The following is a 19735-nucleotide window of genomic DNA, read 5'->3' as shown; positions in this document are numbered from 1 at the left end:
GTGGCGGCACTGACCATCGGGCAGGCGCAGGCGATGCAGCAAGCGTTGCAGTCGCTCAGCGATAGTCCGGCGTTGGATGTGTCGCTGCTGCTTTGCCATGTGCTTGATTGCCCGAGAAGTTATCTCTACACCTGGCCGGAACGCGAGCTGGATGAGCTGCAGCAGAAACAGTTTGAGCAACTGCTGGCGCGCCGCCTGAACGGCGAGCCCATTGCGCATATCCTCGGTGTTCGGGAGTTCTGGTCGCTGCCACTGGCGGTAACGGCAGATACCCTGATTCCCCGCCCGGATACCGAAAGCTTGGTGGAGGCTGCATTGATGCTGTTCACTGACAGCGACGCCGGGGCGTTACTGGATTTGGGCACGGGTACCGGTGCGCTGGCGCTGGCGTTGGCCAGCGAATGGCCGAGTTGGCAGTGTCGGGCGGTAGACAAGTCTCCCGCCGCCGTAGCGCTTGCACAGCGCAATAAAGCGTCACTGGGGCTGGAAAATGTGACGCTGGAGGTATCTGACTGGTTTGCGGCTTTCACGCCCGGGTCACAGTTTGATTTGATTGTCAGCAATCCACCCTATATCGACGCAGATGACCCCCATTTGCGGCAGGGAGATGTGCGCTTTGAACCCGCTTCAGCGCTGGTGGCCGACGACGATGGGCTCGGCGACCTGAGGCGCATTGCTCAGCAGGCGCCGCAATATCTTAAGCCCGGCGCGTATCTGATGATGGAACACGGGTACCAGCAGGCCGCAGCGGTTCGCGATGTGCTGAAGGCCGTCGGTTTTGCCGGGGTGCGCAGTGGTCGTGACTACGGTGACAATGAGCGCTACACCCTGGGGCAATGGGCGGGAGAGTCGGTATGAGCGGTATTGAGCTGAGCGACGAGCAACTGTTGCGCTACAGTCGTCATATTCTTCTGCCCGAGCTGGATGTGGCCGGCCAACAGCGGCTGCTGAACAGTCGAGTGCTGATCGTCGGTGTTGGCGGCTTGGGCTCTCCCGTTGCCATGTATCTGGCCGCGGCGGGCGTAGGGCAGTTGGATCTGGCCGACGACGACGGCGTGGAGTTGAGTAATTTGCAGCGCCAGATTGTTCATAGCACCCCTGATATCGGGCGCAGTAAGGTGGCGTCCGCTACCGATATCTTGACGGCCTTGAATCCCGAGGTGCGGATACATGGCTACGAGCAGCGCCTGGCCGGTGACGGCTTGGCGAAGGCGGTAGCTGCGGTGGATGTGGTGCTGGATTGCACGGATAACGCCGAGACCCGGTTTGCGCTGAATGCGGCCTGCGCGGCAGCGAAAGTGCCGCTGGTTTCCGGCGCCGCGATTCGCGGTGAAGGACAGGTCAGTGTTTACGATATGCGCCGGGATGACAGTCCCTGCTATCGCTGCCTGTACCAGGAAGGCAGCGACGAGCTGAACTGCGCCAATGCCGGTGTGCTGTCGCCGGTCGTGGGAATGGTGGGTAGTATTCAGGCCATCGAGGCCATCAAATGCCTCGCACAATTCGGTGAGCCGCTAATCGGCCGCTTGTTGCTGATTGACGCCCTGACGATGGAGCTTCGCCAGTTTCGTTTGCCTCGGGACCCTGATTGCCCGGTGTGTGCGCGGCGATAATTGACACACACGCGGCCGTTTCCTTCAGTGCTATAGTGCGTCACTATAAAAAACGCGCGAATAATAATAAAAGAAGGAGCATTTCATGAACGCCATTTTGCGCAGTTACTACTGGCTTCACGACGGCCTGTTTGGCCGCTTGCGTCACTTAGCCTTTCTGGCGCCGCTGTTAATGCGTCTGTATCTGGCGCCGGTCATGCTGGCTGCCGGTTTATACAAGGCGTATCACATCGATGAGATTATCAGCTGGTTTGGGCAGGGCTTGGGGTTTCCCGAGCCGGTGTTGATGGCCTATCTCGCGGCGTACACCGAGCTGGTAGGTGGGTTCTGTCTGCTGTTTGGGCTGGCTGTACGGTGGGTGAGTCTGCCGCTGATGATCACCATGCTGGTAGCGGCTGTTACGGTTCACTGGCAACACGGCTGGTTTACCGTCGCCCCCAGTGAGCCCATGAGAAGCGTGGCCAAACCTCTGGCCGACATCGGAATTCCTGCGGCAAGAGACAGCCTGGAAAACAGCCTGGATGTCGCGCGCCGTCTCCAGCGTGCCGAAGCATTGATGAGCGAACACGGCAACGGGGACTGGTTGACTGAGAAGGGGAGCTTCGCCGTGATCAATAATGGTATTGAGCAGGCGGCGACCTATTTCATCATGCTGCTGGCACTGTTGTTCACCGGTGCCGGGCGATGGTTGAGCTTGGATGATTATCTCGACCGGCAGGCGCGAGCCGCGCTGGTGTCGTCGGGCCCCGCCAGTGCCCCGGCTGTTCGCTCCTCTGAGTCGGCGGATTCCGATGCTGCTGGTCTAACGGGCGACGAATGATGGTAGAATGTTCGATTATTGTTCAATTCTGAAGAAGAGATCATTTTGCTAAGGAAGCTGTTTTCATCCTCATCCGCAAAGGCGGACGATAACACCGCAGCCGAGGCCAAGCGCTCCGCTGCGCCCACGCCCGCTGACTCCTCTGATCAATCAAAAAACGCCGAGCGGCAAAGCGATAGTCGCGCCGGTGGCCGCAAGCGCTCCCGCGCCAAGAAAAAACCGCCACAGCAAGCTTGGAGCCTTGATCAGTTTCAGGTGCCGGAAGAAGAGGGCAAAACGCGCTTTCATGATCTCGGCCTTGACGAGAGCCTGATGCATGGCATTGCTGACGCCGGATTTCAGTATTGCTCTCCGATCCAGGCGGCGTCCCTGCCGCATACTCTCCGCGGTAATGACGTGATCGGCAAAGCCCAGACGGGTACCGGTAAAACAGCGGCATTCCTGATCACGATCTTTAATGACCTGCTGAATAACCCGGTAGAAGACGAGCGTTTTGCCGGTGAGCCGAGGGCATTGGTGATTGCACCGACTCGAGAGTTGGTGGTGCAGATTGGTGAGGATGCGCGTCAGCTTGGCAAATACTGTGGTCTGAATGTTGTCACACTGATTGGCGGCATGGATTATCAGAAGCAGCTTGATCGTTTGAATAACGACCTGGTCGATATTGTGGTCGCCACGCCGGGCCGGTTGCTGGACTTTTCCGGGCGCCGTGATCTGTATCTGGATCAGGTGGAGTTGCTGGTGATCGATGAAGCCGACCGTATGCTGGATATGGGCTTTATTCCCCAGGTGAAGCGCATTGTTCGCCTCACTCCTCGCAAAACCCACCGCCAGACGTTGCTGTTCAGTGCGACCTTTACCGAAGATATTGTCCGCCTCACGGAGCAGTGGACGCTGGACCCGGTAAAAATCGAGATCGAACCCGAGTCGGTGGCGACGGATACCGTCGATCAACGGGTGTACCTGGTGGAGTCTCAGGATAAATTCCGGGTGCTGTTGAACATTGTTAAGCAGCCGGATGTGAACAGCATTATTATCTTTGCCAATCGCCGGGATGAGACGCGCCGCCTGCATGAGCGTCTGTGCAAAGCCGGCGTTCGCTGCGGTATTCTGTCTGGAGAAATCCCTCAGAATAAGCGTTCACGTACCTTGCAGCAGTTCAAAGACGGCGAGATCAACTGTCTGGTCGCCACGGATGTGGCGGGGCGGGGGATTCACGTGAAGGGCATCAGTCACGTGGTCAACTATACCCTGCCGGAAGAACCTGACGATTACGTACACCGTATTGGCCGTACTGGCCGGGCAGGAGCAACGGGAACGTCAATCAGCTTTGCCTGTGAAGATGATGCCTTCCTGCTGCCGGATATCGAAGCCGAACTTGGTATGAAGCTCAATTGCGAGCAACCCCCGGAAGTATTGCTGAAATAAGCGCGCCTCAAGCGCGCTTTTCCATTCCCTTCATTCGCTCTACCCACATCAGCGTGCCACCGCACACGGCGGCGGGCATGATAAACAGGTTCAATATCGGCACCATGGTGCCCAACATCACCAGTGCACCAAAGCTGAAGCTGGTTGCACGCTGGCTGCCGATACGCCGCCGTGCTTCTGCGAAGCTCAGCTTGTGGTTGTCCATCGGGTAATCGCAGTACTCAATCGCCATCATCCATGCGTTCAGGGCGAACCACAGCAGCGGTGCCATGGGCGAAATAATAAAACTGGCAATCAGCGTAATAATCGCAAATCCCGCGTAATACAGCAGTTTTCGGCACTCCCTGCCGATGCTGCGAGGAAAGCTCGCCAGCGCCTGTACCAGCGTCTCTCTTGCCTCGACCTCAACCCCACAGAGATGCTCCTCCAGTTTTTCTGCGAGGAGGCCATTGAAGGGCGCGGCGATGATGTTGGCGATCGTGCTGAATAAATACATCACCACCGCCAGAACCAGAATGACCGCCAGTGGCCAGAGCAGCCACTGGAGGAAATCCAGCCAGTCGGGGAGCCAGGCCACCAGTTGGTTTATCCAGTGAGAGAAATAGTCGAAGGCGAGGTAGCTCAGTGTGCCGAAGATTACGGTATTGATCAGCAGGGGCAGGGCCACAAACAGACGGATGCCAGGCAGGCGCAGCAGCTCAAAGCCGCGAAACAGGTATTGGGGGCCGCTGAGAGGGCTCATAGTGATGACATCCAGTCCGGTTAACGAATTTTGCAGTGTAGCGTCAGCGCGTGAAAGATGCAGTGCTAACAGACGTTTGCCCGCAAGTCTGGCTTCAGTTGCCCTGCAAGTTATTGAGCATTTTCTCGGCCAGCTTTAGAAACGAGGCGACCTCGTCTTGGCTGAGGCCTTTCAGCATTTGTGCTTCGACAGCGTGTTCGGCTTTTTCGACGGTTGCCATCAGCGCCTGGCCGTCAGTGCTGAGAGTGAGAAGTTGGCTGCGTTTGTCGCTGGGATGGGGGCGGCGGGTAAGGAGTCCCATGTCCTCCAGCTCTTTCAATAGCCGGGTAATTTGGGCCTTGTCTCGACCGGTTGTGGTCGCGAGTTGATTGGCCGTGCAGCGCTCCTGGTGCTGGATAAGGCTGAGCATTCGCGCATGCATGCCGTTTAGAGGCAGGCCTCTGTCGCGAATCGCGTGCTTGGCGCTGACTTTGAATTGGAAGGCCAGATGCCAGATGGTGTTGCGGATATCAGTGCTCATTTGTTGACAAAGTCAATTAGTTTAAATATGGTTGATATTGTCTACTAAGTGGCGGTCGGGCACAAGCCTGTTCCGCCTCGCTATGAGGAATGCTATGTCCAGACCGTCTCCCAGAATGTTAACTGTTCTACGTAATGAATTGCTGACGCCCCATATGCGGCGACTGGTGCTCGGTGGTGAGCTGAGTGATTTTCCACCGGGTTGTGATAGCGCGAATTTCAAGCTTTTGCTGCCGCGTCCAGGGCAAAGCAGTATTGCCCTGCCGCCGTTTGCGGAGATGCCGGAGGCAGAGCGGCCGATTGTGCGCACGTATACCCTGCGTCACTTCGATGCCGAACGCGGTGAAATCTATGTGGATTTTATGATGCATGCAGACCACGGGCCGGCATCCGCGTGGGCAGCAGCGGCCGCGCCTGGAGACCGTGTGGGGTTTGCCGGTCCAGGTGCGCCAAAGTTTGTCGACTGGCAGGCCGACTGGTTCTTTTTTGCCGGTGATATGTCAGCCCTTCCAGCGATTGCGGCAAATATCGAGCGATTACCCTCCGAGGCGAAAGGCTATGCGGTTCTCGACATCCTCGATCCCGCTGACAGACAGGCGCTGCCATTCCCCGAGGGGATGGCGGTACAGTGGCGAGTCAACCCTCACCCGGAACTGGATAGTAATGGCTTGGTGGATGCGGTTAAGGCCAAGACCTGGCTTCCCGGTTCCCCGGCAGTCTGGGTGGCGGGGGAAAGCGGGGCGGTTCGCGCTATTCGCCGCTACATGGTCGGTGATAGGGCCGTGCCACGTGACCGGCTGTATGCCAGCGGTTACTGGCAAATCGGTATGACAGAGGACCGTCACCAAATCGAAAAGCGAAAAGACTCCCAGTAGCGAGCTTGCCATCATACCCGAGTAGGGGCGCGTTGATGTGAAGCGGCTCGCGACGCAGTGATTTGGGCTTGTCGACCGCCATCATTCACCGTTAAATGTCCGTGTCATCCTGCCTGTAATGGAGAGTGTGTATGAAAGGAAAGGTATTGCCTGCGTTGTTGCTGGCCGGGAATTTGGCGTGGGCGGCGCCGCCGCTCAAGGTCGACGACATCACGGTGCTTTCTCCGGGGCAGACGGTGCATGTATCCGGTGATCTCAGTGAGTACCCGAAAGGAACACTTGTTGGGATTGTGGATGCAAACGGCCGGGCCGAAGTCGTTCACGGCCGGGTATTGGGTGCCTCTTCGGGGGCGACACTGAAAGTGTTGATTATTGAGGAACAAAAATGACGATCAAGCCATGGATTGCTGCTGTATTGATGGGGCTGGTACTGCCCGCCGTTGCGGAGCCATTTGAGCAGGCTGCCAACGCTTTGTGCGAAAAGACCAAAATGTGCGCGAAAGCGAGCATGGTGGGAGAAGAGATTCCGCCGGAGATGATGGCAATGATCAATCAGCAGCTTGATGGTATGTGTGGCCCTATGCTGGCGAGCTTTCAGGCGAGCGGCATGGAGAGCCACGCGCTGTACAAGCCCGCAGTGGCTTGTATGAAGTCGATGGCGGTGCTCAGTTGTGAGGAATTGGAAGCCGACACCAGTACGCCAGCCTGTGATGCCTACCAGAAGAAGCTGGACAGCTACGGCGAATAAACCCTGACCGCGCTGCGCTGTGCGCAGCCGGGGCAGATGCAGCGCTGCGGTGGCCCCGCTTCGGCCGCCGCTTTTTTTGCTTCGTCGCTGATCTCCGTCGTCATACACCAGCAACTGGCAGCGGCCTGCCCTGCGGCGATAGCGCAGTGATTCTCACCTTCGCACAGTGGGCAAAGCTGGTTGTTTGCAGTTTCCCTTGTCATCCATCGATAATACTGTAAATCGCGTAAGAGCGGTGATGGCGATGGAAGTGAGGCTGCAATGAGAGATGACGACAAGCTGTTTGCCGAGGAAATGCTCGGCGTCCAACCTTTGCGCAATGATGCCCGCGTTGCCCTGAAGAAAAAGCAGGAAAGTGATGCGTTGGCGCAGCGCGCGCGTCGCCTGGCAGCAACGGCGAGTCAGGCTCCCCGCAACTTTCTATCCAGCAGCGAAATCCCCATGTTGGACCCCCACTATATCGTTGAATTTCGTCGCGAGGGCGTTCAGTACGGTGTCTACCGTAAGCTGAAGCAGGCGAAGTACGACATCGAGGCGCGACTTGATCTGCACAAGATGACCGTTGAGCAGGCGAGGGAGCAGGTCTTCCGCTTTATTCGCGACGCCATGGCGATGGATTTGCGAACGCTGATTATTGTTCACGGCCGGGGGCACCACAGCCAGTCCGGTGCGGCGGTGCTGAAGTCTCATGTGGCCCATTGGCTGCCACAAATTGACGAGGTGCAGGCATTCTGCAGCGCGCAGCCGCAGCACGGCGGTGCGGGGGCCGTGTATGTACTATTGAAAAAGAGCGAGCGGAAAAAACAGGAAAATCGCGACCGGCTGACGCGAGGCCGCTCCCAAAATTAGAAGCGGCCGAGTGCGGGGCTTACTGTGCGCCGTTGGCTTCCAGGGCGGCTACATAGTCGGCGGAGTTGCGGTGCTCTTTCGCGTAGCTCAGTACGCTGCGGCCGCTGCCGTCCACCGCGTTGATATTGCCGTCGGCTTGCAGAAACATGCCGATGAACAGCTCAAAATCGTCGGCGCGCATGCTCTGGTAAGCTTTCAGTAAGCGGTGAAAATCGGCGTCGACGCCCGCTTTGGCTTCGACGTTCAGAAACTCACGAACGCGGTCTTCGGTCCAGACTTCGTCCAATACCTTTTCTTTATCTTTTTTCATTGCTGATCCTATAAACGGCGGTTTAGCCGTTGAGCTTTTTACTGAGTAACTGGTTGACCATGCCGGGGTTGGCCTGGCCTTTGGAGGCTTTCATGATCTGGCCGACAAAGAAGCCGATCAGTTTCTTGCGCTTGCCGTCATCGGCCTCCCGGTACTGTTCCACCTGGGCGGTATTCGCGGCAATAACCTCATCGATCATCGCTTCGAGGGCCCCGCTGTCTGACACTTGCTTCAGGCCTTTGGCGTCAATAATGGTATCGGCACTGTCGCCCTCGCCATTCCACAGGGCTTCAAACACCTGTTTGGCGATTTTGCCTGAAATCGTGTTGTCGCGGATGCGTAGTATCAGTCCGCCAAGTTGTTCGGCGCTGACCGGGCAATCGCGTAGCGACTTGCCGTCGCGATTAAGAGCCGCAGACAGTTCGCCATTGATCCAGTTGGCCGCCAGCTTGGCGTCGCCCGCTGCCGTTGCGGTAGCTTCAAAATAATCGGCAGTGCTGCGCTCGGCGGTGAGCAGGCTGGCGTCGTAAGCGGAGAGTTCGTACTCACTCTCAAAACGGGCGCGTTTGGCATCCGGAAGTTCGGGCATGCCGGATTGGAGCTTGTCGATCAGCGACTGCTCGATGCGCACCGGCAGCAGATCCGGGCAGGGGAAGTAGCGATAGTCGTTAGCTTCTTCTTTGCTGCGCATCGAACGGGTTTCATTTTTGTCGCTGTCGTACAGGCGGGTTTCTTGCACCACGGTGCCGCCGTCTTCCAGCAGATCAATCTGGCGTTGGGCTTCAACCTTGATGGCACGCTCGACAAATCGGAAGGAGTTGATGTTCTTGATTTCGGCGCGGGTACCGTATTCCTCTTCGCCTTTAAGGCGCACTGAAACGTTGGCGTCGCAGCGCATGGAGCCTTGTGACATATCGCCATCGGAAACGCCGAGATAGGTGACGATGGAGTGAATCTTGCGCAGATAGGCAACCGCCTCTTCGGCGCTGCGCATGTCCGGTTCGGATACAATCTCGATCAGCGGTGTGCCTGCACGGTTAAGGTCGATGCCGCTCATTCCCTGGCCGTGGTTTTGAAAAAACGCTTCGTGCAGGGATTTGCCTGCGTCTTCTTCAAGGTGGGCGTGATGAATGCGAATATTGCGGGTGCTGCCGTCTTCCAGGCGAATTTCTACCACGCCGGGACCGACGATGGGCTTGTCCATCTGGCTGGTCTGATAGCCTTTGGGCAGGTCGGGGTAAAAATAATTTTTACGCTCGAATACTGAATCGCGGCAGATCTCGGCATCGATGGCCAGACCGAACAGGATGGCATCTTTCACGGCCTGCTCATTGAGCACTGGCAGAGTGCCGGGCAGCGCCAGATCGACCGCGCAGGCCTGGGTGTTGGGCGCCGCGCCAAAGGCGGTGCTGGCGCCGGAGAAAATCTTGGATTGGGTGGTGAGCTGGACGTGTACTTCCAGGCCAATGACCACTTCCCATTGCATTGGCGTTCTCCTTATTCGCAGTCGGGAGCGCGGCGCAGGTGCCAGTCGCTGACTTGCTGATATTGGTGGGCGGCGGCCAGCAGGCGGCCCTCGTCGAAGTCGCGGCCGATCAGCTGCATGCCGGCGGGCAGGCCGTTGGTAAGGCCAACCGGCATTGACAGTGCGGGCAGGCCTGCAAGGTTGACGGCGATGGTGTAGATATCTTCCAGGTACATGGTGACGGGATCGCTGACTTTCTCACCCAGGCCAAACGCCGGGTTCGGCGCGGTGGGGCCGGCGATCAGGTCGACCTGCTTGAACGCTTCGGTGAAGTCGTTCTTGATCAGGCGGCGAATCTGTTGCGCCTTCCGGTAATAAGCGTCGTAGAAGCCCGCCGACAGCGCATAGGTGCCGACCAGAATCCGGCGTTTAACTTCTTCGCCAAAGCCCTCGTCGCGAGTGCGGGTGTACAGGTCATCGAGATCCTGCGGGTTTTCGCAGCGGTAGCCGTAGCGCACACCGTCGAAGCGCGACAGATTGGTGGAGGCTTCTGCCGGGGCAATAACGTAGTAGCAGGGCACTGCCAGTTCGGTGTGGGGCAGGGTGATGTCGACGATTTCGGCGCCGAGTTTGCGATACTCGTCCAGTGCGGCGTGAACGGCATCGCCAATGGCACTGTCCAGTCCGGCGCTGAAGTATTCCTTGGGAACGCCGATTTTCAGGCCGCGAAGATCCTGATCCAGCGCGGCGTGGTAATCCGGCACCGGCACATCCATGCAGGTACTGTCTTTGGCGTCAAAGCCCGCCATGCTTTGCAGTAGCAGGGCGCAATCTTCGGCGGTTCTGGCCATCGGTCCGGCCTGATCGAGGCTGGAGGCAAAGGCGATCATGCCGTAACGCGATACCCGTCCGTAAGTGGGCTTCAGACCGGTTAAGCCGCAGAGCGCCGCCGGCTGGCGGATCGAGCCGCCGGTATCGGTGCCGGTGGCGGCAGGTGCCAACCCCGCGGCTACGGCCGCGGCGCTGCCGCCCGAAGAGCCGCCGGGCACTTTGTCCCGGTTCCAGGGGTTGCGCACAGCGCCATAAAAGCTGGTTTCATTGGAGGAGCCCATCGCGAACTCGTCCAGATTGGTTTTCCCCAGCATGACGGCCCCGGCGGCGGCCATTTTTTCCACCACCGTGGCGCTGTAGGGGGCAATGAAGTTGTCCAGCATTTTGGAGGCGCAACTGGTGCGGACGCCTTCGGTGCAGAAGATATCTTTGTGGGCAATCGGCAGACCATTCAGGCTGCCTGTTTCGCCGTTGGCACGGGCGGCATCCGCGGCGCGGGCCTGGTTCAGGGCTTGCTCGGCAGTCACGCTAATAAAGCTGTTGTAGTGACCGTCGCGCTGTTCGATATCGTTCAGGTACTGACGGGTGATCTCTTCACTGGAAAAGTCGCCGGCGGCGAGGCCGCGCAACAGGTCGGCAACGGTGTGGCTTGGCATGGTGGCGTCTGCTCTCTCAATTCTGTGGCGTGGGCGAGTGGGGCTCAGTCTATGACCTTGGGCACCAGATACAGCCCGTCTTCCGTGCTGGGTGCAATGCGCTGGAAATGCTCACGCTGGTCGGTCTCTGTAACCACGTCGGCGCGCAGCCGCTGGCTGGCATCGTGGGGGTTGGCCATCGGTTCGATCGCCTGAGTGTCAACGGCCTGCATAGTGTCGATCATGCCGAGAATATCGCCGATTCGCTGGCGCAATTCTTCGCTGCTTTCTTCCGTAATACGGATGCGCGCGAGTCTTGCCAATTTGGCGATGTCGCTCTGTTCTAAACTCATGGTTCATTCCTGTTGGAGTGGCGCCTGTGGCGGCACCTGCGATCGTCGGGGGCATGCCCGACCCGGCTTAGGAAAAGCCCGTAAACTTATCATACTTGCGCCTTGCCCTAAATCCCTGCCATTGATAGAGTGGCAAAGTTTTTAATCTAGGGGTTCGTACTGCCCAATGTGGCGCGCTTTCGACCCTGCCAGCCCGGTTCTTTTCTTAGTTGAACCGTACAAGGTGATAATCGCACATGTTGAAACGAATTCGCGGCATGTTCTCCAACGATCTGTCGATCGATTTGGGAACGGCAAACACCCTTATATATGTTCGTGGACAGGGAATTGTTCTGGATGAGCCATCGGTGGTGGCAATTCGGGTTCACAACGGTCAGAAGACGATCGAAGCGGTGGGCATGGAGGCCAAGCGTATGCTGGGCCGGACGCCGGGCAATATTACTGCCATCCGGCCGATGAAAGACGGGGTCATTGCCGACTTTCAGGTCACCGAGAAAATGCTGCAGCATTTCATCAAGCTGGTCCATCAGAACAGTTTCATCCGCCCCAGCCCCCGTGTGCTGGTGAGTGTTCCCTGTAAAAGTACTCAGGTAGAGCGCAGGGCGATTCGTGAGTCGGTGCTCAGTGCCGGTGCCCGTGAAGTGCGTCTGATTGAAGAACCTATGGCGGCGGCCATTGGTGCGGGCCTCCGGGTTGAAGAAGCCTCGGGCTCGATGGTTGTGGATATCGGTGGCGGCACCACGGAGATTGCCATTATCTCGCTGAATGGTGTGGTGTACTCCGATTCTGTGCGGGTAGGTGGTGACCGTTTTGACGAGGCGATTGTGACTCACGTGCGCCGCACCTACGGCAGCTTGATCGGCGATGCTACCGCCGAGCGCATCAAACAGGAAATCGGCTGTGCCTACCCCGGCAGCGAGCTGCGTGAAATCGATGTTCGCGGCCGCAATCTGGCAGAGGGGATTCCCCGTCGCTTTACCCTGAACAGCGATGAGATTCTCGAGGCTCTGCAGGAGCCCTTGCAGGTGATTATTCAGGGCGTTAAACGCGCGCTGGAACAGTCTCCTCCAGAGCTGGCTGCGGATATCGCAGAGACCGGTATTGTCCTGACGGGGGGGGGTGCGCTGTTGAGCGGCATCGATCAGCTGATTGCGGACGAAAGTGCGTTGCCGGTGGTGATCGCCGAAGATCCCCTGTCCTGTGTGGCGCGTGGCGGCGGTAAAGCGTTGGAAATGATGGATCGCCATCACCTCGATATCTTGTCAGCGGAATAAGCATGCGCTGGGTGGCAGCGGGAGGACGCGGCGATTAAACCGGTATTCTCCAAACCACCCTCATCGGGTGGCCGTTTACTGGTGCTGGGCGGTCTCGCTCTGGTATTGATTCTGCTGGGCAGCCGGTTGGAGTTTATGGGTCCACTGCGAACCCAACTGTCGGCGATCGCTACGCCGTTCTACTGGCTGGCAGATATCCCCTCCCGGCTCAGCGGCGAGTTCAGTGAGCTGGTCACCAGTCGCAGCAAGCTGATCGAAGAAAACAAGGCGCTCCGGGCGGAGTCGCTGATTCTGAATGCCAAACTGCAAAAACATATCGAGTTGCGAGCCGAGAATGTGCGGCTGCGTGAGTTGATGAATTCGGCGGAGCGGGTGACCGATACCGTCGTGGTCGCTGAGGTGGTGGCGGTCGCTTCCGACCCCAGTCGCCATATGCTCATGGTCGATAAGGGCAGCGAGGACAAAGCCTTTGTCGGCCAGCCGGTCATTGATGCCAAGGGCCTGCTCGGGCAGATTGTTGAAGTCGGTCTTCACCACAGTCGAGTGCTGCTTATTACCGACAGCGCTCACGCCATCCCTGTTCGTATCAGTCGCAACGGACTGCGTGCCATTGCTGAGGGCAGCGGGCTGATTGATGAACTCAGTGTTTCCCATGTTGCCGCGACCACCGATATCCAGGTCGGCGATCTGCTGGTCAGTTCCGGGTTGGGTGGGCGTTTTCCCGCCGGTTATCCGGTGGGTGAGGTGACGAAGGTGGCGATTGACCCCGGCAAACCGTTTGCTGAGGTGCGTGCCAAACCGCTGGCGGAGTTGGATCGCAGTCGCAATGTGCTGTTGGTCTTCAGCGACCGTCCGGCCGCGGAGTAGCTCATGGATGTGCATCCGCAGCGCCTGATTTTTATCGGACTGAGCCTGCTGATGGCGATGCTGCTGAGTCTGACCCCTCTCTCCGGAACCCTTATCTGGCTGCGGCCGGATTGGTTGTTGCTGGTCTTGATCTTCTGGTTGCTGGTGTTGCCCGAGCGTATTGGTATTGCCCTGTGCTGGCTATGTGGCCTGGTACAGGACATCTTGCTGGGCTCGGTGCTGGGGCAGAATGCCTTCTCCTTGGCGGTCGTCGCCTACATTATCCAAATTTCCTACCAGCAATTGCGCATGTTCAGCCTCCGTAAGCAGGCGGCATTAATTGGCCTGCTGGAATTGTTCCGCATACTGGTAGAACAGTGGGCGCAGAGCCTTAACGGCCTGCCCTACACCTATTGGCAGGTCTTTCTTCCCGTATTGAGTACAGCATTGCTCTGGCTGATTTTGCGCCCCACAATGAGCGTTTTGCAACGGCTCTTCGTCGCGTACTGATTCTATGAATTTAATACTGGCTTCGGCCTCGCCCCGCCGGGCTGAGCTGCTGGATCAGCTCGGGGTAAGCTACCGGGTCTGTCCGGCTGATATTGATGAAACACCGCGGTCGGGTGAACCCCCCGGTCGCTATGTTGCCCGAATGGCAAGGGAAAAAGCTGCCGCAAGCACGATATCTGACGGCGCCATTGTGCTGGCGGCAGATACCGCCATTGCGCTGGACGGTGACATTCTTGGCAAACCTGAAAATCGTGATGACGCACGTGCGATGCTGTGGCGTTTAAGCGGTCGCCGTCACGAGGTTATCACCTCTGTTGCCTTGCGCGGCGCAGGGCAACTGCTCGCAGAACAGGTGGTGACGGCGGTATGGTTTGGCGAATTGAGCGAGCGGCGGATTTCGGCTTATCTGGATACTGGCGAAGCCGACGACAAGGCGGGCAGCTATGGCATACAGGGGCGCGGCGCGCAGTTTGTGGCGCGCATCGACGGAAGCTACAGCGGCGTAGTGGGTCTGCCGTTGTATGAAACAGCGGGACTGCTGCGCACACTGGGGATGATGGTAGAGTAGAGCGATGAGCGAAGAAATTCTGATAAACGTCACGCCAGTGGAAACCCGTGTTGCCGTTGTGGAAAACGGCGTGCTGCAGGAAGTGTATATCGAACGCAGTCGTTCCAAGGGCATTGTCGGGAATATCTACCAGGGCAAAGTTGTGCGTGTATTGCCGGGCATGCAAGCGGCGTTTGTGGATGTGGGGTTGGAGCGCACCAGCTTCATTCACGCCTCCGATATCGCTTCGCTTGCGCAGGATGGCAGTGATCATGCTGATATTCGCAGCAAAATCCGCGAAGGACAGCAACTGACGGTGCAAGTCACCAAGGATCCCATGGGCACCAAGGGGGCGCGGCTGACCACGCATCTTTCGGTATCTTCGCGGTATTTGGTGTACATGCCGGGTGCAGGGCACCTCGGGGTTTCTCACCGCATTGATGACGAGGATGAGAGGCAGCGGCTGCGCGAACTGATGGAAACCATTCTTCGGGAAGGCACGGAAGACGGCAGTCTGCCTCCCGACGGCTATATTCTCCGCACGGCGGCGGAAGGGGCCGGTGAGGATGAGCTGCGCGCCGACGTCGATTTCCTGCAGCGGCTGTGGCAGGCGGTCCAGCGCCGGATGAAGCGTGACCCCGCGCCATCGATCATCTACGAAGATCTGCCGCTGTTTATGCGTACCATGCGAGACCTGGTGCGGCCGGGGCTGGAAAAAGTGCGCATCGACTCTCGCGAAAGTTTTCAGCGCGTCGATGAATTTGCCAAGGATTTCCTGCCGGAGCTGCGCGCCAAGCTGGAGTACTATCCTGGCGAGCGGCCCATTTTCGATCTTTACAGTGTAGAGGACGAGATTCAGCGGGCCTTGGGTCGCAAGGTGGAGCTTAAGTCGGGTGGCTACCTGATCATTGATCAGACCGAGGCGATGACCACCATCGATATTAATACCGGCGCTTTTGTCGGGCACCGCAACCTCGAAGAAACCATCTTCAAAACCAATCTCGAAGCAGCTGCCGCGCTGGCGCGACAACTGCGGCTGCGCAATCTTGGCGGCATCATCATTATCGACTTCATCGATATGAAAGACCCCGAGCATCGTCGTCAGGTACTGCGGGCGCTGGAACGGGCGATGGAGAAGGATTACGCCAAGACCAGCATTACCGGCGTATCGGAGCTGGGTTTGGTCGAGATGACGCGCAAGCGCACCCGGGAGAGTCTGGAACACGTACTATGTGAGCCCTGCCGTTTCTGCCACGGTCGCGGTTCGCTGAAGTCGCCGGAAACCGTTTGCTATGAGGTGTTCCGCGAAATTCTGCGCGAGGCCCGCGCCTACGAGAGCAAGAGCCTGCTGGTGCTGGCTTCTCAAGAGGTGGTTGACCGTCTGCTGGATGAAGAGTCCGCCAGTGTTGCCGATCTGGAAGAGTTTATCGGCGCCAGTATCCAATTTCAGGTGGAGGCCATGTACACCCAGGAGCAGTTTGATGTCATCTTGCTTTGACGGGGCCTGCGTCGCAATCCGCCCTGGACTGCGGTGGGGCTGACTGAACCGTGCAGGGGCTGATCCGTCGCGCCTATGCCGTGCTGTGGAGTGTGGCTCTGCTGTTACTGGTATTGCTGGCGCTGTACGCCAGCCTTGGGCGGCAGTACATCGGGCTGGTCAGCCGTTATCAAAGCGATATTTTTGTCCAGCTTGAGGGCTTAACAGGAATTCCCTTGGCCGCAGAAAAGCTGGAGGGAAGTTGGTCGGGGCTGTCACCGGTACTGAACGTCTCGCAGCTGGATATTGGCAACGGCGCCATCATCATTGATCAGGCGCGAGTGGTATTGGATCCGATCGGCAGCTTGCTGGGTGCGGCGCCCCGTCTCAAGCAGTTAAAACTGGGGTCGCTCACCCTGCACTTGCGTCAAGATGACGGCGGCCGCTGGTACTTGCCCGGCATCAGCACTTCCGGGGGCGGGGGCAGTTTTGATTCGCTGCTGGATTTAATCCTCGCGGTGCGTCGCGCCAGTATGCAACACCTCGATCTGTATCTTCATTTCTCGGATGGCTCGCAGAGCCGCATACAGAGTGAGGATTTTTCCTGGCTGAGCGACGGTGAGTTCCGCCGCAGCTATGCCAATCTCCGCGCGGACGATAGTGGCGAGATTCAGTTGCTGGCCGAAGCGCTGGGTGATCCTCGTGACCGCCGTTTTTCCGCCACCGCCTACATTGCATTGGACAGCAGTCGCTTTTCCGCTCTGGCGCCACTTTTCAATGATCAGGCGCTCATCCACAGCAAGGTTGATGGGCAGCTCTGGCTGGAGTGGGAGGCCGGGCGACGGATGGGCATCACCGGCGAACTGTCGGCGGATAATCTGGCGATAGGCAGTCTCTGGGGCTCAGATGAGAGCTTCCAGAATGTTCAGATGGTTTTCAATGGTCGTCACCAGAATGGATTCTGGCGGGCGGGATTTAGACGTTTTGCGGCCGATTGGCGAGAGCAGGAGCTGTCGCTGGACGGGCTCTTGATGTCACACCCCGACGTCAGCACCTGGCAGTTTTCGCTGCCATCGCTGGCCCTGGACAGCGGTGCTGAGCTGCTGCGTGACAGCGGAGCCTTATCGGATTCGTTAACCGAGCTGCTCAACACCTTGCAGCCCGGCGGCAAGCTTGAGCGGGTCAGTGTCGATCTCAAGAGTGGTGAGCAGCCGGAATTCGCCTTGCGCAGCGAGTTGCACGGATTACGTCTTTCCCCTTGGCACGGTGCACCGGGGGTTACAGGGCTTAGCGGCTACTTGGAAGTGACACGTGATCGCGGTCGACTGCTGATCGATAGCGATGCGCTGGAACTGTCTTTTCCGGATTTGTATCCCGCTCCGTTTCAACTGACCGATTTTTCAACGGAGCTGCAGTGGAAGATCGCCGATCAGCGCTTGGCGCTGCACAGCGGCCCGATCGTCGCCAAGGATGGTGAGTCTCCGCTCCGCGCCTTACTGCGTCTCGATCTACCATTTGAAGCCGGGGCGGAAGTGGGGCCGGCAATGACCCTGGCGGTTTCTGGGACGCAGCTTTCGTTGGCGGCGGCTCGTCGCTATGCGCCGGATATACTGAGCGACGGTCTGCTTGCCTGGCTGGATGGCAGCTTGAAAGCGGGCGTTGCGGACCGTGCCGAATTTATCTATCGAGGGTCGCTGCGTTCGGACGAGCACGATTTGCGAACGGTACAGCTGGCTCTGGACGTATCGGAACTCGGCCTGCAATTCCAAACTGACTGGCCCGCGTTGAATGCGGCGCGGGCTGCGGTTTATCTCGATGATGGCCAGTTGTGGGGCAGCGGTGATGGCATGTCCATCAACGGTATTGCGCTGAGTGATGTTGCAGTGAGTATTGCCCCCAATGAACGGGATATTCCTCAACTGAATGTCGGTGCCTCAGCGCGGGCCAGCTTTGCCGAGGTGCAGGCGCTGTTTCGCGACAGCCCGATTGGCGCACTGAGTGGAAACGTTATTGATGGCTGGCGGGGTGAGGGCGAGAGCCGCGCGAAGGTGTCGGTGCAGCTCCCGCTGGAAGGTCGTGCCCTGCCCGCGGTGGAGGTAGAGGCCGATATTAATCTTCCGCTGCTGTGGTTGCCGGATATCAAATTGTCGCTGAGCCAGATAACGGGGCCGTTGTATTACAGTACCGAGAAAGGCCTGCGCAGCCCGTCATTACGCGGCCGTCTGTTCGGAGAAGCGCTGAAGGCAAGTATCCGTCAGGAAAAAAGCGAGGTACGCATTGATGCCAGCAGCATGATCGATGCCGCAGATGTGCAGCGTTGGCTTGACCAGCCTGCCATGGGTTTTCTGCAGGGGCGAACACGTGTTGACATGGTGTTAAGGGCGGGAGGGGATCAGTCCGGGGTGGAAATTCGCTCTGACATGCAAGGCATTTCGGTGCGCTTGCCCCAGCCTCTCTACAAAGCATCTAACGAGCCGTTGCCCCTTCGCGTAAATGCGGGACTGGGTTCCGATGCGCCACCGCTGACCGTTGCCCTGGGTGAACTGTTTCAACTGCATTACCAGCAGCGCGGCGACGAGAGTGCGGTGGCGATTGCGCTGGGTAAGGGGGCAAGCGCGGAGCTGCGCGGTAATACCGTCAGTGTGACTGGTACCCTCGATTTTGCGGCGATGGACCAGTGGCAACTTGCGCTAACGCGCTTTCTGGAGTTGCAGAATCAAAAGCAGCACAACACGGGTAGCGGGGAATCCTTACCGGTGATCGTTGATCGTCTGCAGGTGGGCGAATTGGATGCCCTTGGACAGATGTTGCACGATGCCGTGATCAGTGCACGCAGCGATGAGTCGGTGTGGACATTGCGGGTAGATAGTCGCGAACTTGCCGGTAATATCGAAGTGCCGATGACGGAAGCTGAGCCCTATGTGCTGATGTTCGAGCGTCTGGCGCTGCCCGCACTGTCGACAGAACAGGTCGCTGGAGAAAGCGGTCTGGCGTCAGTGGATCCGCGCAGCTTGCCGATATTGGATGTGGATATCGAGCAGCTCAGTCTGGGTGGGAAAGATTACGGGCGAGTCGGTTTCGATTTGCGCCCAGACGCACGCGGTGCGCACTTCATGTCGCTGCGCGGCCAGTTGCTCGGTGTGGATCTGGGGGATGCCAAGAGGGAAAGCCAGCTCCACTGGTGGGTGGACGACAGCGGGGAGCACCGCTCTCAATTACGTGGCAAATTTGCGGTGCGCGATTTGGGTGAGGTGCTTAAACGCCTGGATTATGACAAAGCGCTTGAGACAACTTCCGGAAGCTTCGATCTCAATTTGAGCTGGCCGGGTGCGCCCGATGCCTGGCAAATGAGTGAAAGTCAGGGACGATTGCGGTTCCTGCTGAAAAATGGGCGTTTTCTTAAAAGCTCTGATGCCGCCAGCGGGACTCTGCGGGCGCTGAGTATATTCAACATGGCAAATATTGTGCGGCGCCTGAAGTTCGATTTCAGGGATGTGTTCAGCAAGGGCATCCATTTCGACGAGATGAAGGGCGAGCTGGGGTTTGCGAACCAGCGTCTGTACCTGACTGAACCGATGGATGTCAGCGGGCCCTCGAGTCGCTTCCAGATGAGTGGCAACATCAATTTACTGAATGAAGCACTGGATATGCGTCTGGTGGCGACGCTGCCGGTCGGCAGCAATTTACCCTGGGTGGCCGCATTGGTCGGTGGGCTGCCGGCGGCTGCAGGGGCGTTTGTGGTTACCAAGGTGTTTGAAGAGCAGGTCGACAGTTTTTCCAGCGCGGTGTACGACATTGGCGGGACGGTGCAAAAACCGGAATTGTCCTTTGAGAGAATCTTCGATGCTTCCGAGTCTGGTCCGAAGAGCGTGAAAGAGGCGAGTAAATAGCGT

Annotated in this window: 21 protein-coding genes; 14 read left to right on the top strand and 7 right to left on the bottom strand. The window is 58.2% G+C overall.

Annotated elements, in window-relative coordinates:
• The first annotated feature begins 33 nt into the window (after positions 1 to 33).
• The 4 genes from prmC to rhlB all read left to right on the top strand — a co-directional run bounded on the left by prmC (position 34) and on the right by rhlB (position 3861).
• Positions 34 to 858 carry a peptide chain release factor N(5)-glutamine methyltransferase gene (gene prmC, locus G411_RS0112910; protein ID WP_051151335.1) on the top strand — a complete coding sequence of 275 codons (825 nt, stop codon included), beginning with the start codon at positions 34 to 36 and terminating at the stop codon, positions 856 to 858.
• 11 nt (positions 859 to 869) lie between these two features.
• The gene (gene moeB, locus G411_RS0112905; protein WP_028968419.1) at positions 870 to 1613 is read left to right on the top strand and encodes a molybdopterin-synthase adenylyltransferase MoeB; all 744 of its coding nucleotides are present in this window, start codon (positions 870 to 872) and stop codon (positions 1611 to 1613) included.
• An 85-nt stretch (positions 1614 to 1698) separates the two neighbouring features.
• Complete coding sequence (locus tag G411_RS20395; protein WP_022959635.1) at positions 1699 to 2433, top strand: HvfX family Cu-binding RiPP maturation protein; 735 nt, start codon at positions 1699 to 1701, stop codon at positions 2431 to 2433.
• 45 nt (positions 2434 to 2478) lie between these two features.
• Positions 2479 to 3861: an ATP-dependent RNA helicase RhlB gene (gene rhlB, locus G411_RS0112895; RefSeq protein WP_028968418.1), complete on the top strand. Its 1383-nt coding sequence runs from the start codon at positions 2479 to 2481 to the stop codon at positions 3859 to 3861.
• Between the two features lie 7 nt (positions 3862 to 3868).
• On the opposite strand, the gene cysZ is transcribed toward rhlB, so the two are convergent.
• Together cysZ and G411_RS0112885 are read right to left on the bottom strand one after the other, a co-directional pair.
• On the bottom strand, positions 3869 to 4603 hold the full coding sequence (gene cysZ, locus G411_RS0112890) for a sulfate transporter CysZ (RefSeq protein WP_022959633.1): 735 nt from the start codon (positions 4601 to 4603) through the stop codon (positions 3869 to 3871).
• A gap of 94 nt (positions 4604 to 4697) precedes the next feature.
• Positions 4698 to 5123 (bottom strand): MarR family winged helix-turn-helix transcriptional regulator, encoded by a 426-nt coding sequence (locus G411_RS0112885; protein ID WP_022959632.1) that lies wholly within the window; start codon positions 5121 to 5123, stop codon positions 4698 to 4700.
• Between the two features lie 115 nt (positions 5124 to 5238).
• Here G411_RS0112885 and G411_RS0112880 point away from each other — a divergent pair, with 115 nt between their 5' ends.
• From G411_RS0112880 to G411_RS0112870, 3 genes are all read left to right on the top strand, one after another.
• A complete protein-coding gene (locus G411_RS0112880; protein ID WP_022959631.1) occupies positions 5239 to 5997 on the top strand; it encodes a siderophore-interacting protein in 759 nt (252 codons plus the stop codon).
• 131 nt (positions 5998 to 6128) lie between these two features.
• Positions 6129 to 6386, top strand: a complete 258-nt coding sequence (locus G411_RS0112875) for a hypothetical protein (RefSeq protein WP_022959630.1) — start codon at positions 6129 to 6131, stop codon at positions 6384 to 6386.
• Complete coding sequence (locus tag G411_RS0112870; protein ID WP_022959629.1) at positions 6383 to 6745, top strand: hypothetical protein; 363 nt, start codon at positions 6383 to 6385, stop codon at positions 6743 to 6745. The genes G411_RS0112875 and G411_RS0112870 overlap by 4 nt, the downstream gene beginning before the upstream one ends.
• Here G411_RS0112870 and G411_RS22570 read toward each other — a convergent pair.
• Complete coding sequence (locus G411_RS22570) at positions 6733 to 6948, bottom strand: cysteine-rich CWC family protein (RefSeq protein WP_084495514.1); 216 nt, start codon at positions 6946 to 6948, stop codon at positions 6733 to 6735. The genes G411_RS0112870 and G411_RS22570 overlap by 13 nt on opposite strands.
• A gap of 58 nt (positions 6949 to 7006) precedes the next feature.
• Between G411_RS22570 and smrA the strand changes: the two genes are divergently transcribed.
• On the top strand, positions 7007 to 7594 hold the full coding sequence (gene smrA, locus G411_RS0112865; RefSeq protein ID WP_022959628.1) for a DNA endonuclease SmrA: 588 nt from the start codon (positions 7007 to 7009) through the stop codon (positions 7592 to 7594).
• Between the two features lie 19 nt (positions 7595 to 7613).
• Here smrA and G411_RS0112860 read toward each other — a convergent pair whose 3' ends face one another.
• Genes G411_RS0112860 through gatC form a run of 4 tightly spaced genes read right to left on the bottom strand, consistent with a single transcriptional unit; the run spans position 7614 to position 11188 of the window.
• A complete protein-coding gene (locus G411_RS0112860) occupies positions 7614 to 7904 on the bottom strand; it encodes a PA4642 family protein (RefSeq protein ID WP_022959627.1) in 291 nt (96 codons plus the stop codon).
• Positions 7905 to 7926: 22 nt separating this feature from the next.
• A complete protein-coding gene (gene gatB, locus G411_RS0112855; protein ID WP_022959626.1) occupies positions 7927 to 9390 on the bottom strand; it encodes an Asp-tRNA(Asn)/Glu-tRNA(Gln) amidotransferase subunit GatB in 1464 nt (487 codons plus the stop codon).
• Between the two features lie 11 nt (positions 9391 to 9401).
• Positions 9402 to 10856, bottom strand: a complete 1455-nt coding sequence (gene gatA, locus G411_RS0112850) for an Asp-tRNA(Asn)/Glu-tRNA(Gln) amidotransferase subunit GatA (RefSeq protein WP_022959625.1) — start codon at positions 10854 to 10856, stop codon at positions 9402 to 9404.
• Positions 10857 to 10900: 44 nt separating this feature from the next.
• Positions 10901 to 11188 (bottom strand): Asp-tRNA(Asn)/Glu-tRNA(Gln) amidotransferase subunit GatC, encoded by a 288-nt coding sequence (gene gatC / locus G411_RS0112845; RefSeq protein ID WP_022959624.1) that lies wholly within the window; start codon positions 11186 to 11188, stop codon positions 10901 to 10903.
• A gap of 236 nt (positions 11189 to 11424) precedes the next feature.
• Between gatC and G411_RS0112840 the strand changes: the two genes are divergently transcribed.
• From G411_RS0112840 to G411_RS0112815, 6 genes are read left to right on the top strand one after another with little or no spacing between them, the layout of a single operon-like run.
• Positions 11425 to 12462 (top strand): rod shape-determining protein, encoded by a 1038-nt coding sequence (locus tag G411_RS0112840; protein WP_022959623.1) that lies wholly within the window; start codon positions 11425 to 11427, stop codon positions 12460 to 12462.
• Positions 12463 to 12495: 33 nt separating this feature from the next.
• Positions 12496 to 13329 (top strand): rod shape-determining protein MreC, encoded by an 834-nt coding sequence (gene mreC / locus G411_RS0112835; RefSeq protein ID WP_084495511.1) that lies wholly within the window; start codon positions 12496 to 12498, stop codon positions 13327 to 13329.
• Positions 13330 to 13332: 3 nt separating this feature from the next.
• A complete protein-coding gene (gene mreD / locus G411_RS0112830) occupies positions 13333 to 13818 on the top strand; it encodes a rod shape-determining protein MreD (protein ID WP_022959621.1) in 486 nt (161 codons plus the stop codon).
• Positions 13819 to 13822: 4 nt separating this feature from the next.
• The gene (locus G411_RS0112825; RefSeq protein WP_022959620.1) at positions 13823 to 14386 is read left to right on the top strand and encodes a Maf family protein; all 564 of its coding nucleotides are present in this window, start codon (positions 13823 to 13825) and stop codon (positions 14384 to 14386) included.
• A 4-nt stretch (positions 14387 to 14390) separates the two neighbouring features.
• Positions 14391 to 15863: a ribonuclease G gene (gene rng, locus G411_RS0112820; protein ID WP_022959619.1), complete on the top strand. Its 1473-nt coding sequence runs from the start codon at positions 14391 to 14393 to the stop codon at positions 15861 to 15863.
• A gap of 50 nt (positions 15864 to 15913) precedes the next feature.
• Positions 15914 to 19732, top strand: coding sequence for a YhdP family protein (locus tag G411_RS0112815; protein ID WP_022959618.1), 3819 nt, complete (start codon positions 15914 to 15916; stop codon positions 19730 to 19732).
• Positions 19733 to 19735 lie beyond the last annotated feature (3 nt).

The organism is Spongiibacter tropicus DSM 19543, from assembly GCF_000420325.1.
Taxonomy (GTDB): domain Bacteria; phylum Pseudomonadota; class Gammaproteobacteria; order Pseudomonadales; family Spongiibacteraceae; genus Spongiibacter; species Spongiibacter tropicus.
This window is presented reverse-complemented; position numbering and strand designations above follow the sequence as displayed.

Bases quoted from the DNA above. Each gene is read 5' to 3' on its own strand.
- prmC (WP_051151335.1), top strand. From the start codon at position 34: ATGCAGCAAGCGTTGCAGTCGCTCAGCGATAGTCCGGCGTTGGATGTG.
- G411_RS20395 (WP_022959635.1), top strand. From the start codon at position 1,699: ATGAACGCCATTTTGCGCAGTTACTACTGGCTTCACGACGGCCTGTTT.
- cysZ (WP_022959633.1), bottom strand. From the start codon at position 4,603: ATGAGCCCTCTCAGCGGCCCCCAATACCTGTTTCGCGGCTTTGAGCTG.
- G411_RS0112885 (WP_022959632.1), bottom strand. From the start codon at position 5,123: ATGAGCACTGATATCCGCAACACCATCTGGCATCTGGCCTTCCAATTC.
- G411_RS0112880 (WP_022959631.1), top strand. From the start codon at position 5,239: ATGTTAACTGTTCTACGTAATGAATTGCTGACGCCCCATATGCGGCGA.
- G411_RS0112875 (WP_022959630.1), top strand. From the start codon at position 6,129: ATGAAAGGAAAGGTATTGCCTGCGTTGTTGCTGGCCGGGAATTTGGCG.
- G411_RS0112870 (WP_022959629.1), top strand. From the start codon at position 6,383: ATGACGATCAAGCCATGGATTGCTGCTGTATTGATGGGGCTGGTACTG.
- G411_RS22570 (WP_084495514.1), bottom strand. From the start codon at position 6,948: ATGACAAGGGAAACTGCAAACAACCAGCTTTGCCCACTGTGCGAAGGT.
- smrA (WP_022959628.1), top strand. From the start codon at position 7,007: ATGAGAGATGACGACAAGCTGTTTGCCGAGGAAATGCTCGGCGTCCAA.
- G411_RS0112860 (WP_022959627.1), bottom strand. From the start codon at position 7,904: ATGAAAAAAGATAAAGAAAAGGTATTGGACGAAGTCTGGACCGAAGAC.
- gatB (WP_022959626.1), bottom strand. From the start codon at position 9,390: ATGCAATGGGAAGTGGTCATTGGCCTGGAAGTACACGTCCAGCTCACC.
- gatA (WP_022959625.1), bottom strand. From the start codon at position 10,856: ATGCCAAGCCACACCGTTGCCGACCTGTTGCGCGGCCTCGCCGCCGGC.
- gatC (WP_022959624.1), bottom strand. From the start codon at position 11,188: ATGAGTTTAGAACAGAGCGACATCGCCAAATTGGCAAGACTCGCGCGC.
- G411_RS0112840 (WP_022959623.1), top strand. From the start codon at position 11,425: ATGTTGAAACGAATTCGCGGCATGTTCTCCAACGATCTGTCGATCGAT.
- mreD (WP_022959621.1), top strand. From the start codon at position 13,333: ATGGATGTGCATCCGCAGCGCCTGATTTTTATCGGACTGAGCCTGCTG.
- G411_RS0112825 (WP_022959620.1), top strand. From the start codon at position 13,823: ATGAATTTAATACTGGCTTCGGCCTCGCCCCGCCGGGCTGAGCTGCTG.
- rng (WP_022959619.1), top strand. From the start codon at position 14,391: ATGAGCGAAGAAATTCTGATAAACGTCACGCCAGTGGAAACCCGTGTT.